Consider the following 17671-nt stretch of genomic DNA (forward strand, 5'->3'; position numbering starts at 1 on the left):
GCCTTACATGATTGGATTGAACACTGCAGCGGTCTACGTGCTGCAAACCCTCGGCAGCCTGTACCTGCTGATCGTGCTGCTGCGTTTCGTGCTGCAACTGGTGCGCGCGAACTTCTACAACCCGCTGTGCCAGTTCGCCGTCAAGGCAACTCAGCCGCTGCTCAAGCCGCTGCGCCGGATCATCCCGAGCATGTTCGGCCTGGACATGTCCTCGCTGGTGCTGGCGATCCTCGTGCAGCTGGCGCTCATGGCCCTCACCCTGCTGCTGACCTACGGCACCACCGGCAACCCGCTGCAACTGCTGATCTGGTCGCTGATCGGCGTGACCGCGTTGTTCCTGAAGATTTTCTTCTTCGCACTGATCATCAGCGTGATCCTGTCTTGGGTCGCACCGGGCAGCCACAACCCTGGCGCCGAGCTGGTGAACCAGATCTGTGAACCAGCCCTGGCACCGTTCCGCAAGATCCTGCCCAACCTTGGTGGCCTGGATATCTCGCCAATCCTGGCATTCATGGTGTTGAAGCTGATCGACATGCTGGTGATCAACAACCTCGCCGCGATGACGATGATGCCGGAAATCCTGCGCTTGCTGATCTGACCCGGCCTTCAGCGCCCGGCGGTTGACCGAGGCGCTGCCTTCGCGAGCAAGCCCGCTCCCACAGGGGTACGCATTCCAATGCAGGAGCGGGCTTGCTCGCGAAGAACGATGACGCGGTCTGACTGAATGAAATCAGGCCCGGCCTTTGCTTGCCGCTAACCCCACCGGTCTTTAGACTTACGCCTCATTTCAACGAGAGCAGGGTCGATGCCAACTGCCTTTCCCCCCGATTCTGTTGGTCTGGTGACGCCGCAAGTGGCGCACTTCAGCGAACCCCTGGCCTTGGCCTGCGGCCGTTCGCTTCCAGCGTATGACCTGATCTACGAAACCTACGGCACGCTGAACGCCACGGCGAGCAACGCCGTGCTGATCTGCCACGCCTTGTCCGGTCACCACCACGCTGCCGGTTTCCACAGCCCCGACGACCGCAAGCCCGGTTGGTGGGACAGCTGCATCGGCCCCGGCAAGCCGATCGACACCAACAAGTTCTTCGTGGTCAGCCTGAACAACCTCGGCGGTTGCAACGGCTCCACCGGCCCGAGCAGCATCAACCCGGAAACCGGCAAGCCGTTCGGCGCCGATTTTCCGGTGCTGACCGTGGAAGACTGGGTGCACAGCCAGGCGCGCCTCGCCGACCTGCTCGGCATCAGCCAATGGGCCGCCGTGATCGGCGGCAGTCTCGGTGGCATGCAGGCGATGCAGTGGAGCATCACCTACCCCGATCGCATTCGTCACTGCCTGGCCATCGCCTCGGCACCGAAGCTGTCGGCGCAGAACATTGCGTTCAACGAAGTGGCGCGCCAGGCGATCCTCACCGACCCCGACTTCCACGGCGGTTCGTTCCAGGAGGCGGGCGTGATCCCCAAGCGCGGCTTGATGCTGGCGCGGATGGTCGGGCACATCACCTACCTGTCGGATGACTCGATGGGCGAAAAATTCGGCCGTGGCCTCAAGAGCGAGAAGCTCAACTACGACTTCCACAGCGTCGAGTTCCAGGTCGAAAGCTATCTGCGTTATCAGGGCGAAGAGTTCTCCGGGCGTTTCGACGCCAACACCTACCTGCTGATGACCAAGGCGCTGGACTACTTCGACCCGGCGGCTAACTTCGACGATGACCTGGCGAAAACCTTCGCCGGCGCCTCGGCCAAGTTCTGCGTGATGTCCTTCACCACCGACTGGCGCTTCTCCCCTGCCCGCTCGCGGGAACTGGTGGATGCACTGATGGCGGCCAAGAAAGACGTTTGCTACCTCGAGATCGACGCTCCGCAAGGCCACGACGCCTTCCTGATTCCGATCCCGCGCTACCTGCAGGCGTTCGGCAATTACATGAACCGCATTACGCTGTGAGAAAGCCATGAGAGCTGATCTGGAAATCATCCAGGAATGGATCCCCGCCGGCAGCCGCGTGCTCGACCTCGGTTGCGGTGACGGCGAGCTGCTGACGTGGCTGCGCGACAACAAGCAAGTCACCGGCTACGGCCTGGAAAACGACCCGGACAACATCGCCGAGTGCGTGGCCAAGGGCATCAACGTCATCGAGCAGGACCTGGACAAGGGCCTGGGCAACTTTGCCAGCAACAGTTTCGACATCGTGGTCATGACCCAGGCGCTGCAAGCCGTGCACTACCCGGACAAGATCCTCGACGAAATGCTGCGGGTCGGTCGCCAGTGCATCATCACCTTCCCCAACTTCGGTCACTGGCGCTGCCGCTGGTACCTGGCGAGCAAGGGCCGGATGCCGGTGTCCGAGTTTCTGCCGTACACCTGGTACAACACGCCGAACATCCACTTCTGCACCTTCGAAGACTTTGAAGCGTTATGTCGCGAACGTGAAGCCAAGGTCATTGATCGGCTTGCCGTGGATCAACAGCACAGGCACGGGTGGGCCAGTAAGCTATGGCCTAATCTGTTAGGTGAGATTGGTATTTACCGCGTCAGCAGCCCCGGGCTGCAAGACCACAAGGTCGCGGTCTGAAACACGACATTTCGAGGAGAACGATGATGGGTCGTTTAGCGCTGTTCGTACTTACTGCCTGCCTGAGCGTCACCGCCATGGCCGCCGACGTCATCAAAGGCGACCGTCAGGAAAAATTTGGCGATGTGACGGTGCATTACAACACCTTCAACTCCACCTTCCTGACGCCCGAGATCGCCAAAGCCGCGGAACTGACCCGCAGCAAGAACCAAGGCGTGATCAACATTTCGGTGCTCAAGGATGGCAAGCCGCTGATGGCCCAAGTGAGCGGTACGGTGAAAGACCTGACCAGCCAGAGTGTGCCGCTCAAATTCAAACAGATCACCGAACAAGGCGCGATCTACTACATCGCGCAATACCCGGTCGATCAGCAGGAAATCCGCACCTTCGACATCAAGGTGCAGACCGGTGACAAAATCAACACCATCAATTTCAACCAAGAGCTCTTCCCTGGCCAATGATCAACTTCACGCAACTCGTACTGGCCAGCCACAACGCCGGCAAACTCAAGGAACTCCAGGCGATGCTCGGCGGCTCGGTGCAACTGCGCTCGATCGGCGAGTTCAGCAGCGTCGAGCCTGAAGAAACCGGCCTGTCGTTCGTCGAGAACGCCATCCTCAAGGCCCGCAATGCCGCGCGCATTTCCGGCCTGCCGGCACTGGCCGACGATTCCGGGCTGGCGGTGGACTTCCTGGGTGGTGCACCGGGGATCTACTCGGCTCGTTATGCCGATGGCCAGGGCGATGCGGCGAACAACGCCAAACTGCTTGATGCCTTGAAAGACGTGCCGGAAGCCGAGCGCGGCGCGCAGTTCGTCTGTGTGCTGGCACTGGTGCGTCACGCCGACGATCCATTGCCGATCCTCTGCGAAGGCTTGTGGCACGGGCGCATCCTGACCCAGGCCAGCGGTGCACACGGTTTTGGTTACGACCCGCTGTTCTGGGTGCCGTCACGCGATTGCTCCAGCGCCGAGCTGAGCCCGAGCGAAAAGAACCTCATCAGCCACCGTGCCCGTGCAATGGATCTGCTGCGCCAGCGTCTAGGCCTGATATGACCCATGAATCATCCGCGTCGCCGCTGATTTTCGGCGGTGCCGCACAATCGCCTCGGGCCGCGCTGCCAACACTGCCGCCCCTGGCGCTGTACATCCACATCCCGTGGTGTGTGCGCAAATGCCCTTATTGCGACTTCAACTCCCACACCGCCAGCCCGGTGCTGCCGGAGCAGGAATACGTCGACGCCTTGCTGGCCGATCTCGATCAGGACCTGCACGCGGTCTACGGTCGTGAGTTGAGCTCGATCTTCTTTGGTGGCGGCACGCCGAGCCTGTTCAGCGCCGAAGCCTTGGGCCGCCTACTCAAAGGTGTCGAGCAGCGCATTCCGTTTGCCAGTGACATCGAAATCACCCTGGAAGCCAATCCGGGGACATTCGAGCAAGAGAAGTTCGTCGCTTACCGCGCATTGGGCATCAATCGCTTGTCGATCGGCATCCAGAGCTTCCAGGAAGAGAAACTCAAGGCACTGGGGCGGATTCACAACGGTGACGAAGCGGTAAGGGCCGCCGGCATGGCCCGTCAGGCCGGGTTCGATAACTTCAACCTGGACCTGATGCACGGTTTGCCCGACCAATCGCTGGACGATGCCCTGAGCGATTTGCGCCAGGCCATCGCCTTGAAACCGACCCACTTGTCCTGGTATCAACTGACGCTGGAGCCGAACACAGTGTTCTGGAACCAGCCGCCGACGCTGCCGGAAGACGACATGCTGTGGGATATTCAGGAAGCGGGTCAGGCGCTGCTCGCCGAACACGGTTACGCGCAATACGAAGTCTCCGCTTATGCCCAGCCCGGTCGTCCGGCGCGGCACAACCTCAACTACTGGAGTTTTGGCGACTTCATCGGCATCGGCGCCGGCGCTCACGGCAAGCTCAGTCACCCGGACGGGCGCATCGTGCGCACCTGGAAGACGCGCCTGCCGAAGGACTACCTGAACCCGGCGAAAAGTTTCAAGGCTGGCGAAAAGGCACTGACCAATGATGAACTGCCGTTCGAGTTCCTGATGAATGCGTTGCGCCTGACCGAGGGCGTGGAATCGAAACTGTACCCGGAGCGTACCGGGCTGAGCCTGGATAGTCTTGCCGAACGCCGTCTCGAGGCCGAACAAAGCGGCTTGTTGCAGGTCGAACCGTCACGCCTGGCGGCCACCGAGCGCGGGCAACTGTTCCTCAATGACTTGCTGCAAAAATTTCTGAGCTGATTTCAGCCTTAAGGGAAAACGAATGGATTTGATACTCGACCTGCTCGCCACCGTCTCCCGCTGGAGCCGCAGCAACCTGTCGGAAATCTCGCTGGCGCTGGTGGGCTGTTTGCTGGTGCTGTTCGGCGCGGACATCAAAGGCTGGGTCGATCAGCGTCTGGGCAGCATCGCTGGCGCCTTGCGCGTCCCGCTGATGGCCCTGCTGTGCATGGTCGGCAGCGGCGTCGCGCTGATCTACGCCACGCCGTGGATCATCAAAGGCCTGAGCCAGTTCAACAACTACAGCCTGGCGCCGGTGTTGGTGGTGGTGTTGGTGCTCATCGGCGTAGTAGCCGACCGCCGCTGATTTCCGGACACCACAAAACACCTGTAGGAGCGGGGTTGCTGGCGATGGTGTGTCAGTCAACATCGATGTGTCTGACACTCCATCGCCAGCAAGCCGGCTCCTACAGGTTTATAGCGTAGGGCTCAGGACTGTTTTTCGAACTTCAGGTCCCACACGCCATGCCCAAGACGTTCGCCACGGCGTTCGAACTTGGTGATCGGGCGTTCAGCCGGGCGCGGAACGCACTTGCCGTCTTCAGCCAGGTTGCGATAACCCGGCGCAACGTTCATCACTTCCAGCATGTACTCGGCATACGGTTCCCAGTCGGTGGCCATGTGCAGCACACCGCCGACCTTCAACTTGCTGCGCACCAGTTCAGCGAACGACGCCTGAACGATGCGACGCTTGTGGTGACGGCTCTTGTGCCATGGGTCCGGGAAAAACAGCATCAGGCGATCGAGGCTGTTGTCGGCGATGCAACGGTTGAGCACTTCGATCGCGTCGCAATCGTAGACGCGCAGGTTGGTCAGGCCTTGAGTCAGCACGCCATTGAGCAGCGCGCCGACACCCGGCCGATGCACTTCCACGCCAATGAAATCCTGTTCTGGCGAGGCCGCAGCCATTTCCAGCAACGAATGGCCCATGCCGAAACCGATTTCCAGCGAGCGCGGTGCCGAGCGACCGAACACCTGGTCGAAGTCCACCGGCGCGTCAGCCAATGGCAGCACAAACAGCGGCGTGCCCTGGTCCAGGCCGCGCTGCTGGCCTTCGGTCATGCGCCCGGCGCGCATCACGAAACTCTTGATGCGGCGGTGTTGGCGCTCGTCGCCTTCTTCCGTCTGGATAGGCGTGTCGTTTGATTCAGTCATCAATGGCTCTTACTTGATCAGACCATCCAGCGGCGAAGAGGCGCTGGCATAGAGTTTTTTCGGCATGCGGCCGGCGAGGTAGGCCAGGCGGCCCGCGACGATGGCGTGTTTCATGGCTTCAGCCATCATGATCGGCTGCTGGGCATGGGCGATCGCCGAGTTCATCAGCACCGCTTCGCAACCCAGCTCCATGGCGATGGTGGCGTCGGAAGCCGTACCGACACCGGCATCCACCAACACCGGAATCTTGGCTTCTTCGAGGATGATCTGCAGGTTGTACGGGTTGCAGATCCCCAGTCCTGTGCCGATCAGACCGGCCAGCGGCATGACCGCGATAACGCCGATTTCCGCCAGTTGACGGGCAATGATCGGGTCATCGCTGGTGTAGACCATCACGTCGAAGCCTTCCTTGACCAGCACTTCGGCGGCCTTGAGGGTTTCGATCACGTTGGGGAACAGGGTTTTCTGGTCCGCCAGCACTTCCAGCTTCACCAGGTTGTGACCGCCAAGCAGCTCACGGGCCAGACGACAGGTGCGCACGGCCTCGGTAGCGTCGAAGCAACCAGCGGTGTTCGGCAGGAAGGTGTAGCGATCCGGCGACAGGACTTCGAGCAGGTTCGGTTCGCCCGCATTCTGGCCGAGGTTGGTCCGGCGCACGGCGAAGGTGACGATCTCGGCACCCGAGGCCTCGATGGCCAGGCGGGTTTCTTCCATGTCGCGGTACTTGCCGGTGCCTACCAGCAAACGCGACTGGTAAGTACGACCGGCCAGGACGAAGGGCTTGTCGCTACGAACGATGCTCATGGGAAATCCTCTGTAGGGGTGAGGTTCTTGCAGAATTCTGTGCCCTTAGGGGCCGGGCGACTAGCCGCCGCCGATGGCGTGCACCACTTCGACGGAATCGCCGTCGTTCAGCGTGGTTTCTGCGTGCTGGCTGCGCGGGACGATATCCAGATTGAGTTCGACCGCCACCCGGCGTCCGGTCAGTTCCAGACGGGTCAGCAGGGCCGCAACGGTTTCACCGTCGGGCAGTTCAAGGGATTCGCCGTTCAACTGAATGCGCATGCCGAATGCCGCCATCATTTTTAGGGGCAGGCATTCTAGCCCGATCAGTCTTGGCGACCCAAGCCATTCGTCTTGAAACACGATCCCGCACACGGCGCTCTACTGATCCTGCAGGAGCTGCCGAAGGCTGCGATCCTTTGATGTTGCTCTTTTAAGATCAAAAGATCGCAGCCTTCGGCAGTACCTACAAGGTCACGTCAAGATCGATTCGGGGTCAGGTCAGTCGCCAGGCGGCAAGGCCCAGGCAGAGCCAACCCACCAGAAACGCAAGGCCGCCAAAGGGTGTGATGATTCCGAGCTTGCTGACGCCGGTCAGGGTCAACACATACAGGCTGCCGGAAAACAGCAAAATGCCGATGGCAAAGGACGCCCCGGCCCAGGTGATCAAGCGCCCGGGAATCTGCGTGGCCAGCAGCGCGACACCCAATAACGCCAGGGTGTGCACCAGCTGGTAGGTGACGCCGGTGTGGAAGATCGCCAGGTATTCAGGCGTCAGCCGGTTTTTCAGGCCATGGGCGGCAAACGCGCCAAGGGCAACACCGGTGAAGCCGAAGAAAGCGGCCAGCATCAGAAAGCCACGCAGCATGAAGAACTCCAGTCAGACTCGATCAGCAGGGTCTGTATAATGGCCCGCTCAACGGGTTCGGCCAAGCCATCTCTATGCTGCGTTTATTTTTACGACGATTCACGAAGGCCCTGCTCTGGTTCGCGGGTGGTAGCGTATTGCTGGTGCTTGTTTTTCGCGTGGTACCACCGCCGGGCACGGCGCTGATGGTCGAGCGCAAGATCGAATCCTGGTTCGACGGCGAGCCGATTGACCTGCAACGCACCTGGAAACCCTGGGATGAAATCTCTGACGACCTTAAAGTCGCAGTGATTGCTGGCGAAGATCAGAAATTCCCGGAGCATTGGGGTTTTGACCTGGGTGCAATCCGGGCCGCACTGGCCCACAACGAGCTGGGCGGTTCGGTGCGCGGCGCCAGTACATTGAGCCAGCAAGTGTCGAAGAACCTGTTTTTGTGGTCTGGGCGCAGCTGGTTGCGCAAAGGGCTGGAAGCCTGGTTTACCGGGTTGATCGAAGTGCTCTGGCCCAAGCAGCGGATTCTTGAGGTTTACTTGAACAGCGTCGAGTGGGATGACGGCGTGTTCGGCGCGGAAGCGGCGGCTCGGCATCACTTTGGTGTTGGCGCTCGTTCTTTGTCGCGCCAGCAAGCGAGTTTGCTGGCTGCCGTTCTACCCAACCCAAGGGTGTGGAGCGCGAGTCATCCAACCAACTACGTCGCGCGGCGGGCTGGGTGGATTCGGCAGCAGATGAGTCAGCTTGGTGGTGATAGCTATCTGCTGGGGCTCAACGATTCACGCCGGGCGCCTTGGGCTCAGTAACACCACAAAACCAATGTGGGAGCGGGCTTGCTCGCGATTGCAGTGTGTCATTCAGCATAGATGTCGACTGATGCACCGCAATCGCGAGCAAGCCCGCTCCCACATTAGATTGTTGGTGAGTCGGAATAGTCGGCCACCAACAAAAACGCCCCGATCAATGATCGGGGCGTTTTTTATTGCCGGGCGCGCAGGTTACGCAGCGATCGACAACTTGAGCTTGTTCATCGCGCTCTTTTCAAGCTGACGAATACGCTCGGCCGACACGTTGTACTTCTGCGCCAGGTCGTGCAGCGTAGCTTTCTCTTCAGCCAACCAGCGCTGATAGAGGATGTCACGGCTGCGGTCGTCCAGCACTTCCAGCGCTTCGTGCAGGTTGTGATTGGAGTTGTCGCTCCAGTCGGCATCTTCCAGTTGACGGGCCGGGTCGTACCGGTGGTCTTCCAGATAGTTGGCCGGCGACTGGAAAGCACTGTCGTCGTCCGCTTCTGCGGCCGGGTCGAAAGCCATGTCATGACCGGTCAGGCGACTTTCCATTTCGCGCACTTCCCGCGGCTCTACGCCGAGGCTTTCCGCCACACGGTGGACTTCCTCGTTGTTCAGCCACGCCAGACGTTTCTTCTGGCTGCGCAGGTTGAAGAACAACTTGCGCTGGGCCTTGGTGGTCGCGACTTTCACAATGCGCCAGTTACGCAGGATGAACTCGTGGATTTCCGCCTTGATCCAGTGCACGGCGAACGAGACCAGACGCACACCCATTTCCGGGTTGAAGCGCTTCACGGCCTTCATCAGGCCGACGTTGCCTTCCTGGATCAGGTCAGCCTGAGCCAGGCCGTAGCCGGAATAGCTACGGGCGATATGTACGACAAAACGCAGGTGGGCGAGCACCATCTGCCGAGCCGCCCCCAAATCCTGCTCATAATAGAGACTCTCGGCCAGTTCACGCTCCTGCTCCGGCGTCAGCAAAGGAATGCTGTTGACGGTGTGCACATAGGCCTCCAGGTTCGCACCCGGGACCAGAGCATATGCAGGTTGCAAAGAATTGGTCATACGAAAAAACCTCCGACTTACAAACTCGTGCAGTTCAGCACTGCGAAAATTGACCGGAAACCGAAAGACAAGTTCCCAAAAACGCTGAAAGGTCAATACGAGCAAAATGATACTACTTAGGCGCAAGCTCCCTCAGGTGGCGTGCGACTGCAATCCATGCACCGATATACCCCAACAGCACCGCGCCAAGCAAGAGAGACAGACCGTCGGCAACCGGCACCCCGGCCAGTGCGAAATCACTGCCATACAAACCGGCCAGCCCGACAACTGCATCGTTCAGCCAGTTCAGGCCGAACGCCAATACACCCCAGGAAAGTATCCCCGCACCAAAGCCATACAGCGCGCCCATATACAGAAAGGGCCTGCGCACATAGCTGTCAGTGCCGCCCACGAGTTTAATCACTTCTATCTCTGTGCGGCGGTTTTCAATATGAAGACGAATGGTATTGCCTATCACCAAAAGTAATGCAGAAACCAGAAGCACGGTCAGACCGAAGACGAAACGGTCACCCAGCTTGAGAATGGCTGCCAGACGCTCTACCCAGACTAGATCAAGTTGTGCCTGTTGTACCTTCGGCAACTCGGAAAGTTTTTGTCGTAATGCTTCAAGCGCGGGTTTGTCGACTTCGTTCGGCGTCACCAATACCACGCCTGGCAACGGGTTTTCCGGCAATTCCTTCAGCGCCTCGCCCAGACCGGACTGCTGCTGAAACTCTTCCAGTGCCTGATCGCGGCCGACATATTCAGCATCAGCTACGCCCGGAATGCCTTTGATCTGGTCACGCAGCGACTCGCCTTCAGCCGTGCTGGCTTCAAGTTGCAGGTAAAGGGAAATCTGCGCCGCACGCTGCCAGGAGCCGCCAAGACGCTCCACGTTACTTAGCAAAAGTGACAGGCCCATCGGCAAACTCAGGGCCACCGCCATCACCATGCAGGTGAAGAAACTGCCGATGGGCTGTTTGCCCAGGCGACGCAAACTGTCCAGCAGACTGGCGCGATGGCTTTCGACCCAGGCGCGAAACAACGTGGCGAAATCCGGACCGTCGTCATCGTCGCGTTTTTTCTTCTGCGGTTGCGGGTCGGCGGCTTTCGGCGCCACGCGCTCGGAAACCTTGGGGCTGCGTGTTGCACTCATACGCCGGCCTCCCCGTCGCCGATCAGTCGGCCGCGTTGCAGGGTCAGCATGCGATGACGCATGCGAGCAATCAGGGCCAGGTCATGGCTGGCGATCAGCACGCTGGTGCCCAGACGGTTGATGTCTTCGAACACGCCCATGATCTCGGCGGCCAGACGCGGATCGAGGTTACCGGTCGGCTCATCCGCCAGCAGCAATGCCGGACGGTGGACGATGGCGCGGGCGATGCCGACGCGCTGTTGCTGGCCGGTGGACAGGTCGCCGGGGTACAGGTCGGTTTTATCCGACAGCGCCACACGCTCCAATGCCGAATCCACACGCTTGGCGATTTCGGCCTTGGACAAACCAAGAATCTGCAACGGCAGCGCGACGTTGTTGAACACCGTGCGATCGAACAGCAACTGATGATTCTGGAACACCACGCCAATCTGCCGACGCAGATAAGGGATCTGCGCATTGCTGATGGTGCCGAGGTCCTGGCCAGCCAGCAGCAATTTGCCGGTGGTCGGACGTTCCATCGCCAGCAGCAGCCGCAACAGGGTGCTTTTACCGGCGCCGGAGTGGCCGGTCACAAACAAGAACTCGCCCCGACGGACTCGAAAGCTCAGCTCATGCAAGCCGACGTGACCGTTCGGGTAGCGTTTACCGACCTGTTCGAAACGAATCATGAACGCTCCCGCTCGGCAAACAGTGCCTGGACAAAGGGTTCTGCTTCAAAAGTTCGCAAGTCATCGATGCCTTCACCGACGCCGATGTAGCGAATCGGCAGGCCAAACTGCTTGGCCAGGGCGAAAATCACTCCGCCCTTGGCGGTGCCATCGAGCTTGGTCAGCGCCAGGCCTGTCAGTTCGACGGTCTGGTTGAATTGTTTAGCCTGGTTGATCGCGTTCTGCCCGGTGCCGGCATCGAGCACCAGCAGCACTTCATGCGGTGCGTCAGCGTCGAGCTTGCTGATAACCCGGCGAACCTTCTTCAACTCTTCCATCAAGTTGTCTTTGGTGTGCAGACGACCGGCAGTGTCGGCGATCAACACGTCAATGCCACGGGCCTTGGCGGCCTGCACCGCATCGAAGATTACCGAAGCCGAGTCGGCGCCAGTGTGCTGGGCGATCACAGGAATCTTGTTGCGCTCGCCCCAGACCTGCAATTGCTCGACCGCCGCGGCACGGAAGGTATCGCCCGCCGCGAGCATGACTTTCTTGCCTTCGAGTTGCAGTTTCTTCGCCAGTTTGCCGATGGTGGTGGTCTTGCCGGCGCCGTTGACGCCGACGACCAGAATCACGAACGGCTTGTTCTGCGAGGTGATTTTCAGCGGCTGCTCGACCGGTTTGAGCATTGCAGCCAGTTCAGCCTGAAGGGATTTGTACAGAGCGTCGGCGTCCGCCAGCTCTTTACGCGCAACCTTTTGGGTCAGGCGCTGGATAATCACCGAAGTGGCTTCGACGCCCACGTCGGCGGTCAGCAAACGGGTTTCGATGTCTTCGAGCAGCTCGTCATCGATGATCTTCTTGCCCAGGAACAGGGCAGCCATGCCTTCGCCGATGGTGGCGCTGGTCTTGGACAGGCCTTGCTTGAGGCGGGCGAAGAACCCGGCCTTGGTTTCCTCGGTGCGCGCAGGCTGTGCGGGCGTTTCGACCGGCACGACAGGCGCGGCGGCAACGGGAGCGACGACCGGCACAGGCGCTTGAACAACAGGAGCAGCCGGAGCAACGAATGCAGGAGTCACAGGCTCTGGAACAACCGGCGCAAGCTCGGCGGCCACACTAACCGGCTCGACAATCGGTTCAACCACCGGCGCCTGAATCGGCTCAGGCGCGAACGCAGTCGGCGCTGGAATCGGCGGCGTAATGTGCGGTGCCAATTCGTCTTCGACCAATGCCACCGGCTCTTCCGCCACCGGCAATGTCAGCCACGGCTCGGCGGCTGGCGTCAGCGGCTGTTCGACCAGGGCCTCAGCCTGTGCCTCAACCACCGGCTGCAGCACCGGCTCGGCATTCGGCATGACGATCGGCGCCAGCTCTTGTTCTATGACAGGCGCCGGCGTTGGCTCAGGATGTGACTGTGGCTGTTCGACGACGGTTTCCTGCGGCTTTTTGCGCAGCCATCCGAACAGGCTTTTCTTCTCGCCAGCCGCAGCTGGTGCTTTCTTGTCGTCGTTGGAACCAAACATGGAGGACGGCTATCTCACGGTAGCGACGCGCCAAAGGGCGCCTCGGCAAATAAATATTCGATGCAGAACAGACTGCGATTGACCCAGCTTGTTCACGCGCAACATTTTGTAGAGGTGCAAATGGCGCCTTACAAAAACGATTTCACGAAGGACTGATGCGGCAAAATCGGCGAAAAGGTGGAGTTTAGTTGATAAAACGTAGCCTTCTGCCGCAAACCCATACAACCTGATCAAACGCTATGGCCTGATAGGCGTGGCCGCCAGTAAAACGGATCAGTATCCTAGCACCCTCTCGCCCGCCGACGCTAAGACCAAGCGGGCAGCTCAACAGGTTTAAAAAACGAATGAATGCTCTAGCCCGCCGCGCTGCAGGCCTGCTGCTCAGCACAGTTTGTCTGCCACTCTCAGCCCTCGCTGCCGATCCGCAACCCACCCACGAATTCACCCTCGACAATGGCCTGAAGGTCGTCGTGCGCGAAGACCATCGTGCGCCGGTGGTGGTTTCCCAAGTCTGGTACAAGGTCGGTTCGAGCTACGAGACACCGGGGCAAACCGGTTTGTCCCACGCGCTGGAACACATGATGTTCAAGGGCAGCGAGAAAGTCGGCCCCGGCGAAGCCTCGCTGATCCTGCGCGACCTCGGCGCGGAAGAGAACGCCTTCACCAGCGACGACTTCACTGCCTACTATCAAGTGTTGGCCCGCGACCGTCTGGGCGTGGCCTTCGAGCTCGAAGCCGACCGCATGGCCAGCCTGCGCCTGCCGGCCGACGAGTTCGCCCGCGAGATCGAGGTTATTAAAGAAGAACGCCGCTTGCGCACTGACGACAAGCCGATGTCCAAGGCCTACGAACGCTTCAAGGCCATGGCCTACCCGGCCAGCGGCTATCACACGCCGACCATCGGCTGGATGGCGGACCTCGACCGCATGAAGGTCGAAGAGCTGCGCCACTGGTACCAATCCTGGTACGTGCCGAACAACGCCACGCTGGTGGTCGTCGGTGACGTGACCCCGGACGAAGTGAAAACCCTGGCACAGCGCTACTTCGGTCCGATCGCCAAGCGTGATGTACCGCCGGCGAAAAAACCGGTCGAACTGGCCGAGCCCGGCGAACGCCAGATCACTCTGCATGTGCAGACGCAACTGCCGAGCCTGATGCTGGGCTTCAACGTACCGAGCATCGCCACCGCCGAAGACAAGCGTTCGGTCCACGCCTTGCGCCTGATCTCGGCCTTGCTCGACGGCGGCTACAGCGGCCGCATCCCGACGCAACTGGAACGCGGCGAAGAACTGGTGTCCGGCGGCTCGTCGAGCTACGACGCCTACACCCGCGGCGACAGCCTGTTCACCTTGTCGGCGACGCCCAACACTCAGAAAAAGAAAACCATGGCCCAGGCCGAAGCAGGCCTGTGGAAGTTGCTCGAACAGCTGAAAACCACCGCGCCGTCCGCCGAAGAACTGGAACGTGTGCGGGCTCAAGTGATTGCCGGTCTGGTCTACGAGCGTGATTCGATCACCAGCCAGGCCACCGCCATCGGCCAACTGGAAACCGTCGGCCTGTCCTGGAAACTGATGGACACCGAACTGGCCGAACTGGAAAGCGTCACGCCAGAAGACATCCAGAAAGCCGCCAAGCTGTATTTCACCCGCGAACGTCTCAGCGTCGCCCATGTCCTGCCACTGGAGACGACTCATGAGTGAGCGTAAAAAACCACGCCTGGCCCTGATCGGCCTGGTCGCTGTCGCATTGATTGGCTCCGCGGCCTTCTATTTCCTGAAGACCGACCACTCCAACGCCAGCGAAGCCTTTGACAAGGCCAAGTCCAGCCAGAAACTGCAATCGCTGGCCGAACTCAACGGCAAGGCACCGAGCCGCCGTTCGCTCAACGTGCAAACCTGGAACACCGCCGAAGGCGCCAAGGTGCTGTTCGTTGAAGCCCGCGAGTTGCCGATGTTCGACATGCGTCTGATCTTCGCTGCCGGCAGCAGCCAGGACGGCGATGCGCCGGGACTGTCCGTGCTGACCAACGCGATGCTCAACGAAGGCGTGGCCGGCAAAGATGTCGGCGCTATCGCTCAGGGCTTCGAAGGTCTGGGTGCCGACTTCGGCAACGGCGCGTTCAAGGACATGGCACTGGCCTCGTTGCGCAGCCTCAGTGCCGCCGACAAACGCGAGCCTGCGCTGAAACTGTTCTCTGAAGTTGTCGGCAAACCGACCTTCCCCGCCGATTCATTTGCGCGCATCAAGAACCAGATGCTCGCCGGCTTCGAATACCAGAAACAGAACCCCGGCAAACTGGCCAGCATCGAGCTGATGAACCGCTTGTACGGCGACCACCCGTATGCGCATTCCAGCGATGGCACGGCGAAAACCGTTCCAGCGATTACCCTGGCTCAGCTGAAGGCTTTCCATGAGAAAGCCTACGCCGCGGGCAACGTGGTGATTGCGCTGGTGGGTGACCTTTCTCGCGCCGAGGCCGAGGCGATTGCTGCGCAAGTCTCCGGCGCGCTGCCAAAAGGCCCTGCATTGGCGAAACTGCCGCAACCGGTCGAGCCGAAAGCCAGCATTGGCCACATCGAGTTTCCGTCCAAGCAGACCAACCTGATGCTCGCGCAACTGGGCATCGACCGTGACGACCCGGATTACGCCGCGCTGTCCATGGGCAACCAGATCCTCGGCGGCGGGGGCTTCGGCACCCGTTTGATGAGCGAAGTGCGCGAGAAGCGCGGCCTGACGTACGGCGTGTATTCGGGCTTTACGCCGATGCAGGCGCGCGGCCCGTTCATGATCAACCTGCAAACCCGCGCCGAGATGAGCGAAGGCACGCTGAAACTGGTGCAGGACGTACTCGCCGACTACCTTAAAACCGGACCGACCGAGAAAGAGCTCGACGACGCCAAGCGTGAACTGGCCGGCAGCTTCCCGCTGTCCACCGCCAGCAATGCCGATATCGTCGGCCAGCTCGGCGCGATGGGTTTCTACAACCTGCCGTTGAGCCATCTGGAGGACTTCATGCAGCAGTCCCAGAGCCTGACCGTCGAGCAAGTCAAAACCGCACTGAACAAACACCTGAGTACGGACAAAATGGTCATCGTCAGCGCTGGCCCGACCGTGCCGCAAAAGCCGTTACCGGCCCCTACTGATAAACCTGCCGAGCAGCCGCTCGGGGTTCCGGAGCATTAATGGCCACTCGTCCTAAAAAACCTGTTCACAACGTGCACAACGGCGTGAACCAACTGCGCATCATCGGCGGTGAATGGGGCAGCCGAAAGCTGAGCTTCCCCGATGCACCGGGCCTGCGCCCCACGCCAGATCGCGTGCGTGAAACCTTGTTCAACTGGCTCGCACCGTATGTGCCCGGGGCCAAGGTCTTTGACCCATTCGCCGGTAGCGGCGCGTTGTTCCTCGAGGCACTGTCCCGTGGTGCGGCGATGGGCCAGGCGCTGGACGCCAGCAACATCGCGGTCTCAAGCATCAAGGAACATCTGGGCACCCTGCGCTGCACCACCGGCCAGATTCAGACGGCCGATGCCCTGCGCTACCTGGAAACCCAGCCAGCGGTCGCTTACGACCTGGTGTTCCTCGATCCGCCGTTCAACCAGAACCTGTTGCCTACCGTCTGCACCCTGCTCGAAGAGCGCCAATGGCTGGCGAACGACGCCTGGGTGTACACCGAAAGCGAAACAGCCCCCTCAACACTCGGTTTGCCGGCCAACTGGCGCCTGCACCGCGAGCAAAAATCCGGGCGCGTCTACTACTCGTTGTGGCAACGTATGACAGAGATCGCCGGTTAACCGACCGGCCTGAAAAGGTGCGCACAGGTTGCGCACCGCTGTATCGAGAGCCATCGTGTCTTTTCCGCCAGAACGCTTCACCCCTGCCTTCGGCCTTGGCAACCCGCACTTGCAAACCTTGTGGGGACCGCTATGGCGCAAAACCACGCACATCGAACGCGAGCGCGAACGCTTGTGGCTCGAGGATGGCGACTTTCTTGACCTGGACTGGCACGGCCCGCACAGCGCCGATACACCGCTGGTGCTGGTGTTGCACGGCCTGACCGGTTCTTCCAATTCGCCTTACGTGGCCGGTGTGCAGAAGGCGCTGGGCACCCTGGGCTGGGCCAGTGTTGCGCTGAACTGGCGCGGCTGTTCGGGCGAACCCAATCTGTTGCCTCGCAGCTACCATTCCGGCGCCAGTGAAGACCTCGCCGAAACCATCAGACACCTGCGGGCCAAACGGCCGCTCGCGCCGCTGTACGCGGTCGGTTATTCCCTCGGTGGCAACGTTTTGCTCAAACACCTGGGTGAGACCGGCAGCGACAGCGGCGTGCTCGGCGCTGTGGCGGTGTCGGTGCCGTTTCGGCTCGATCAATGCGCCGACCGTATCGGCCAGGGGTTCTCGAAGGTGTATCAGGCGCACTTCATGCGCGAGATGGTCACCTACATCAAGAACAAGCAACGGCAATTCCAGCATGACGGACGCGAGGATGGCCTGGTGAAGCTGGCCGCCCTGGGCTCGCTGGAAAACATGCGCACCTTCTGGGATTTCGATGGCCGGGTCACCGCGCCGCTGCATGGCTTCACCGATGCACAGGATTACTATCGCCGCGCCTCGAGCCGCTATTTCCTTGGGGAAATTCGTACGCCGACGCTGATCATCCATGCTGCCGACGACCCGTTTGTGTTTCCTCACAGCCTGCCGTCCGCTGAGGAATTGTCCGCCTGCACCCAGTTCGAGCTGCAAGCCAAGGGCGGGCATGTCGGCTTCGTCGATGGCACGTTCCGGCAACCGGGTTACTACCTGGAACGGCGCATCCCGCAGTGGCTGGCCGCCGTGGGTCGCGGGTAA

At 60.6% G+C, this 17671-nt stretch carries 20 protein-coding genes; 12 read left to right on the forward strand and 8 right to left on the reverse strand.

Translation table 11 applies throughout. The annotated features are described in order from the left end of the window. The first annotated feature begins 7 nt into the window (after positions 1–7). The 7 genes from FBY04_RS16440 (at position 8) to FBY04_RS16470 (ending at position 5175) form a co-directional block, all read left to right on the forward strand. Positions 8–598, forward strand: a complete 591-nt coding sequence (locus FBY04_RS16440; protein WP_017341276.1) for a YggT family protein — start codon at positions 8–10, stop codon at positions 596–598. 207 nt (positions 599–805) lie between these two features. Next, positions 806–1945 (forward strand): homoserine O-acetyltransferase, encoded by a 1140-nt coding sequence (locus FBY04_RS16445; protein WP_084322421.1) that lies wholly within the window; start codon positions 806–808, stop codon positions 1943–1945. Between the two features lie 7 nt (positions 1946–1952). Then, a complete protein-coding gene (gene metW, locus FBY04_RS16450) occupies positions 1953–2573 on the forward strand; it encodes a methionine biosynthesis protein MetW (RefSeq protein WP_027926558.1) in 621 nt (206 codons plus the stop codon). A gap of 26 nt (positions 2574–2599) precedes the next feature. After that, positions 2600–3034 carry a DUF4426 domain-containing protein gene (locus tag FBY04_RS16455; protein WP_084322423.1) on the forward strand — a complete coding sequence of 145 codons (435 nt, stop codon included), beginning with the start codon at positions 2600–2602 and terminating at the stop codon, positions 3032–3034. Next, positions 3031–3627 (forward strand): RdgB/HAM1 family non-canonical purine NTP pyrophosphatase, encoded by a 597-nt coding sequence (gene rdgB / locus FBY04_RS16460; RefSeq protein WP_084322425.1) that lies wholly within the window; start codon positions 3031–3033, stop codon positions 3625–3627. Before FBY04_RS16455 ends, rdgB begins: the two co-directional genes overlap by 4 nt. Then, a complete protein-coding gene (gene hemW, locus FBY04_RS16465) occupies positions 3624–4829 on the forward strand; it encodes a radical SAM family heme chaperone HemW (RefSeq protein ID WP_084322427.1) in 1206 nt (401 codons plus the stop codon). The genes rdgB and hemW overlap by 4 nt, the downstream gene beginning before the upstream one ends. 22 nt (positions 4830–4851) lie before the next feature. Further along, positions 4852–5175, forward strand: coding sequence for a DUF3392 domain-containing protein (locus FBY04_RS16470; RefSeq protein WP_145315811.1), 324 nt, complete (start codon positions 4852–4854; stop codon positions 5173–5175). Between the two features lie 122 nt (positions 5176–5297). On the opposite strand, the gene trmB is transcribed toward FBY04_RS16470, so the two are convergent. The 4 genes from trmB to FBY04_RS16495 form a co-directional block, all read right to left on the reverse strand. Next, a complete protein-coding gene (gene trmB, locus FBY04_RS16480; protein ID WP_084322431.1) occupies positions 5298–6023 on the reverse strand; it encodes a tRNA (guanosine(46)-N7)-methyltransferase TrmB in 726 nt (241 codons plus the stop codon). A gap of 9 nt (positions 6024–6032) precedes the next feature. Then, a complete protein-coding gene (locus FBY04_RS16485) occupies positions 6033–6827 on the reverse strand; it encodes a thiazole synthase (RefSeq protein ID WP_017341285.1) in 795 nt (264 codons plus the stop codon). A gap of 60 nt (positions 6828–6887) precedes the next feature. Next, entirely contained in the window at positions 6888–7088 is a 201-nt protein-coding gene (gene thiS, locus FBY04_RS16490; RefSeq protein ID WP_007897898.1) for a sulfur carrier protein ThiS, read from the reverse strand. A 214-nt stretch (positions 7089–7302) separates the two neighbouring features. Continuing rightward, the gene (locus FBY04_RS16495) at positions 7303–7674 is read right to left on the reverse strand and encodes a DUF423 domain-containing protein (RefSeq protein ID WP_084322435.1); all 372 of its coding nucleotides are present in this window, start codon (positions 7672–7674) and stop codon (positions 7303–7305) included. 74 nt (positions 7675–7748) lie between these two features. On the opposite strand from FBY04_RS16495, the gene mtgA reads away from it, so the two are divergent. Next, positions 7749–8471 carry a monofunctional biosynthetic peptidoglycan transglycosylase gene (mtgA, locus tag FBY04_RS16500; protein ID WP_084322437.1) on the forward strand — a complete coding sequence of 241 codons (723 nt, stop codon included), beginning with the start codon at positions 7749–7751 and terminating at the stop codon, positions 8469–8471. A 192-nt stretch (positions 8472–8663) separates the two neighbouring features. Here mtgA and rpoH read toward each other — a convergent pair whose 3' ends face one another. From rpoH to ftsY, 4 genes are all read right to left on the reverse strand, one after another. Beyond that, a complete protein-coding gene (gene rpoH, locus FBY04_RS16510; protein ID WP_007897890.1) occupies positions 8664–9518 on the reverse strand; it encodes an RNA polymerase sigma factor RpoH in 855 nt (284 codons plus the stop codon). 112 nt (positions 9519–9630) lie between these two features. Further along, positions 9631–10653 carry a permease-like cell division protein FtsX gene (gene ftsX, locus FBY04_RS16515; protein WP_084322439.1) on the reverse strand — a complete coding sequence of 341 codons (1023 nt, stop codon included), beginning with the start codon at positions 10651–10653 and terminating at the stop codon, positions 9631–9633. Beyond that, positions 10650–11321 (reverse strand): cell division ATP-binding protein FtsE, encoded by a 672-nt coding sequence (gene ftsE, locus FBY04_RS16520; protein ID WP_020295825.1) that lies wholly within the window; start codon positions 11319–11321, stop codon positions 10650–10652. The genes ftsX and ftsE overlap by 4 nt, the downstream gene beginning before the upstream one ends. After that, positions 11318–12823 carry a signal recognition particle-docking protein FtsY gene (gene ftsY / locus FBY04_RS16525; protein WP_145315814.1) on the reverse strand — a complete coding sequence of 502 codons (1506 nt, stop codon included), beginning with the start codon at positions 12821–12823 and terminating at the stop codon, positions 11318–11320. Before ftsY ends, ftsE begins: the two co-directional genes overlap by 4 nt. Positions 12824–13167: 344 nt before the next feature. Between ftsY and FBY04_RS16530 the strand changes: the two genes are divergently transcribed. From FBY04_RS16530 to FBY04_RS16545, 4 genes are read left to right on the forward strand one after another with little or no spacing between them, the layout of a single operon-like run. Beyond that, positions 13168–14523 (forward strand): pitrilysin family protein, encoded by a 1356-nt coding sequence (locus FBY04_RS16530; RefSeq protein WP_145315815.1) that lies wholly within the window; start codon positions 13168–13170, stop codon positions 14521–14523. Further along, positions 14516–16006 carry a pitrilysin family protein gene (locus FBY04_RS16535; RefSeq protein WP_084322445.1) on the forward strand — a complete coding sequence of 497 codons (1491 nt, stop codon included), beginning with the start codon at positions 14516–14518 and terminating at the stop codon, positions 16004–16006. The genes FBY04_RS16530 and FBY04_RS16535 overlap by 8 nt, the downstream gene beginning before the upstream one ends. Continuing rightward, entirely contained in the window at positions 16006–16617 is a 612-nt protein-coding gene (rsmD, locus tag FBY04_RS16540; protein ID WP_084322447.1) for a 16S rRNA (guanine(966)-N(2))-methyltransferase RsmD, read from the forward strand. Before FBY04_RS16535 ends, rsmD begins: the two co-directional genes overlap by 1 nt. A 55-nt stretch (positions 16618–16672) precedes the next feature. Then, positions 16673–17671, forward strand: a complete 999-nt coding sequence (locus FBY04_RS16545) for a hydrolase (RefSeq protein ID WP_145315816.1) — start codon at positions 16673–16675, stop codon at positions 17669–17671.

Source organism: Pseudomonas sp. SJZ080 (assembly GCF_007828295.1).
GTDB classification, from domain to species: Bacteria; Pseudomonadota; Gammaproteobacteria; order Pseudomonadales; family Pseudomonadaceae; genus Aquipseudomonas; species Aquipseudomonas migulae_A.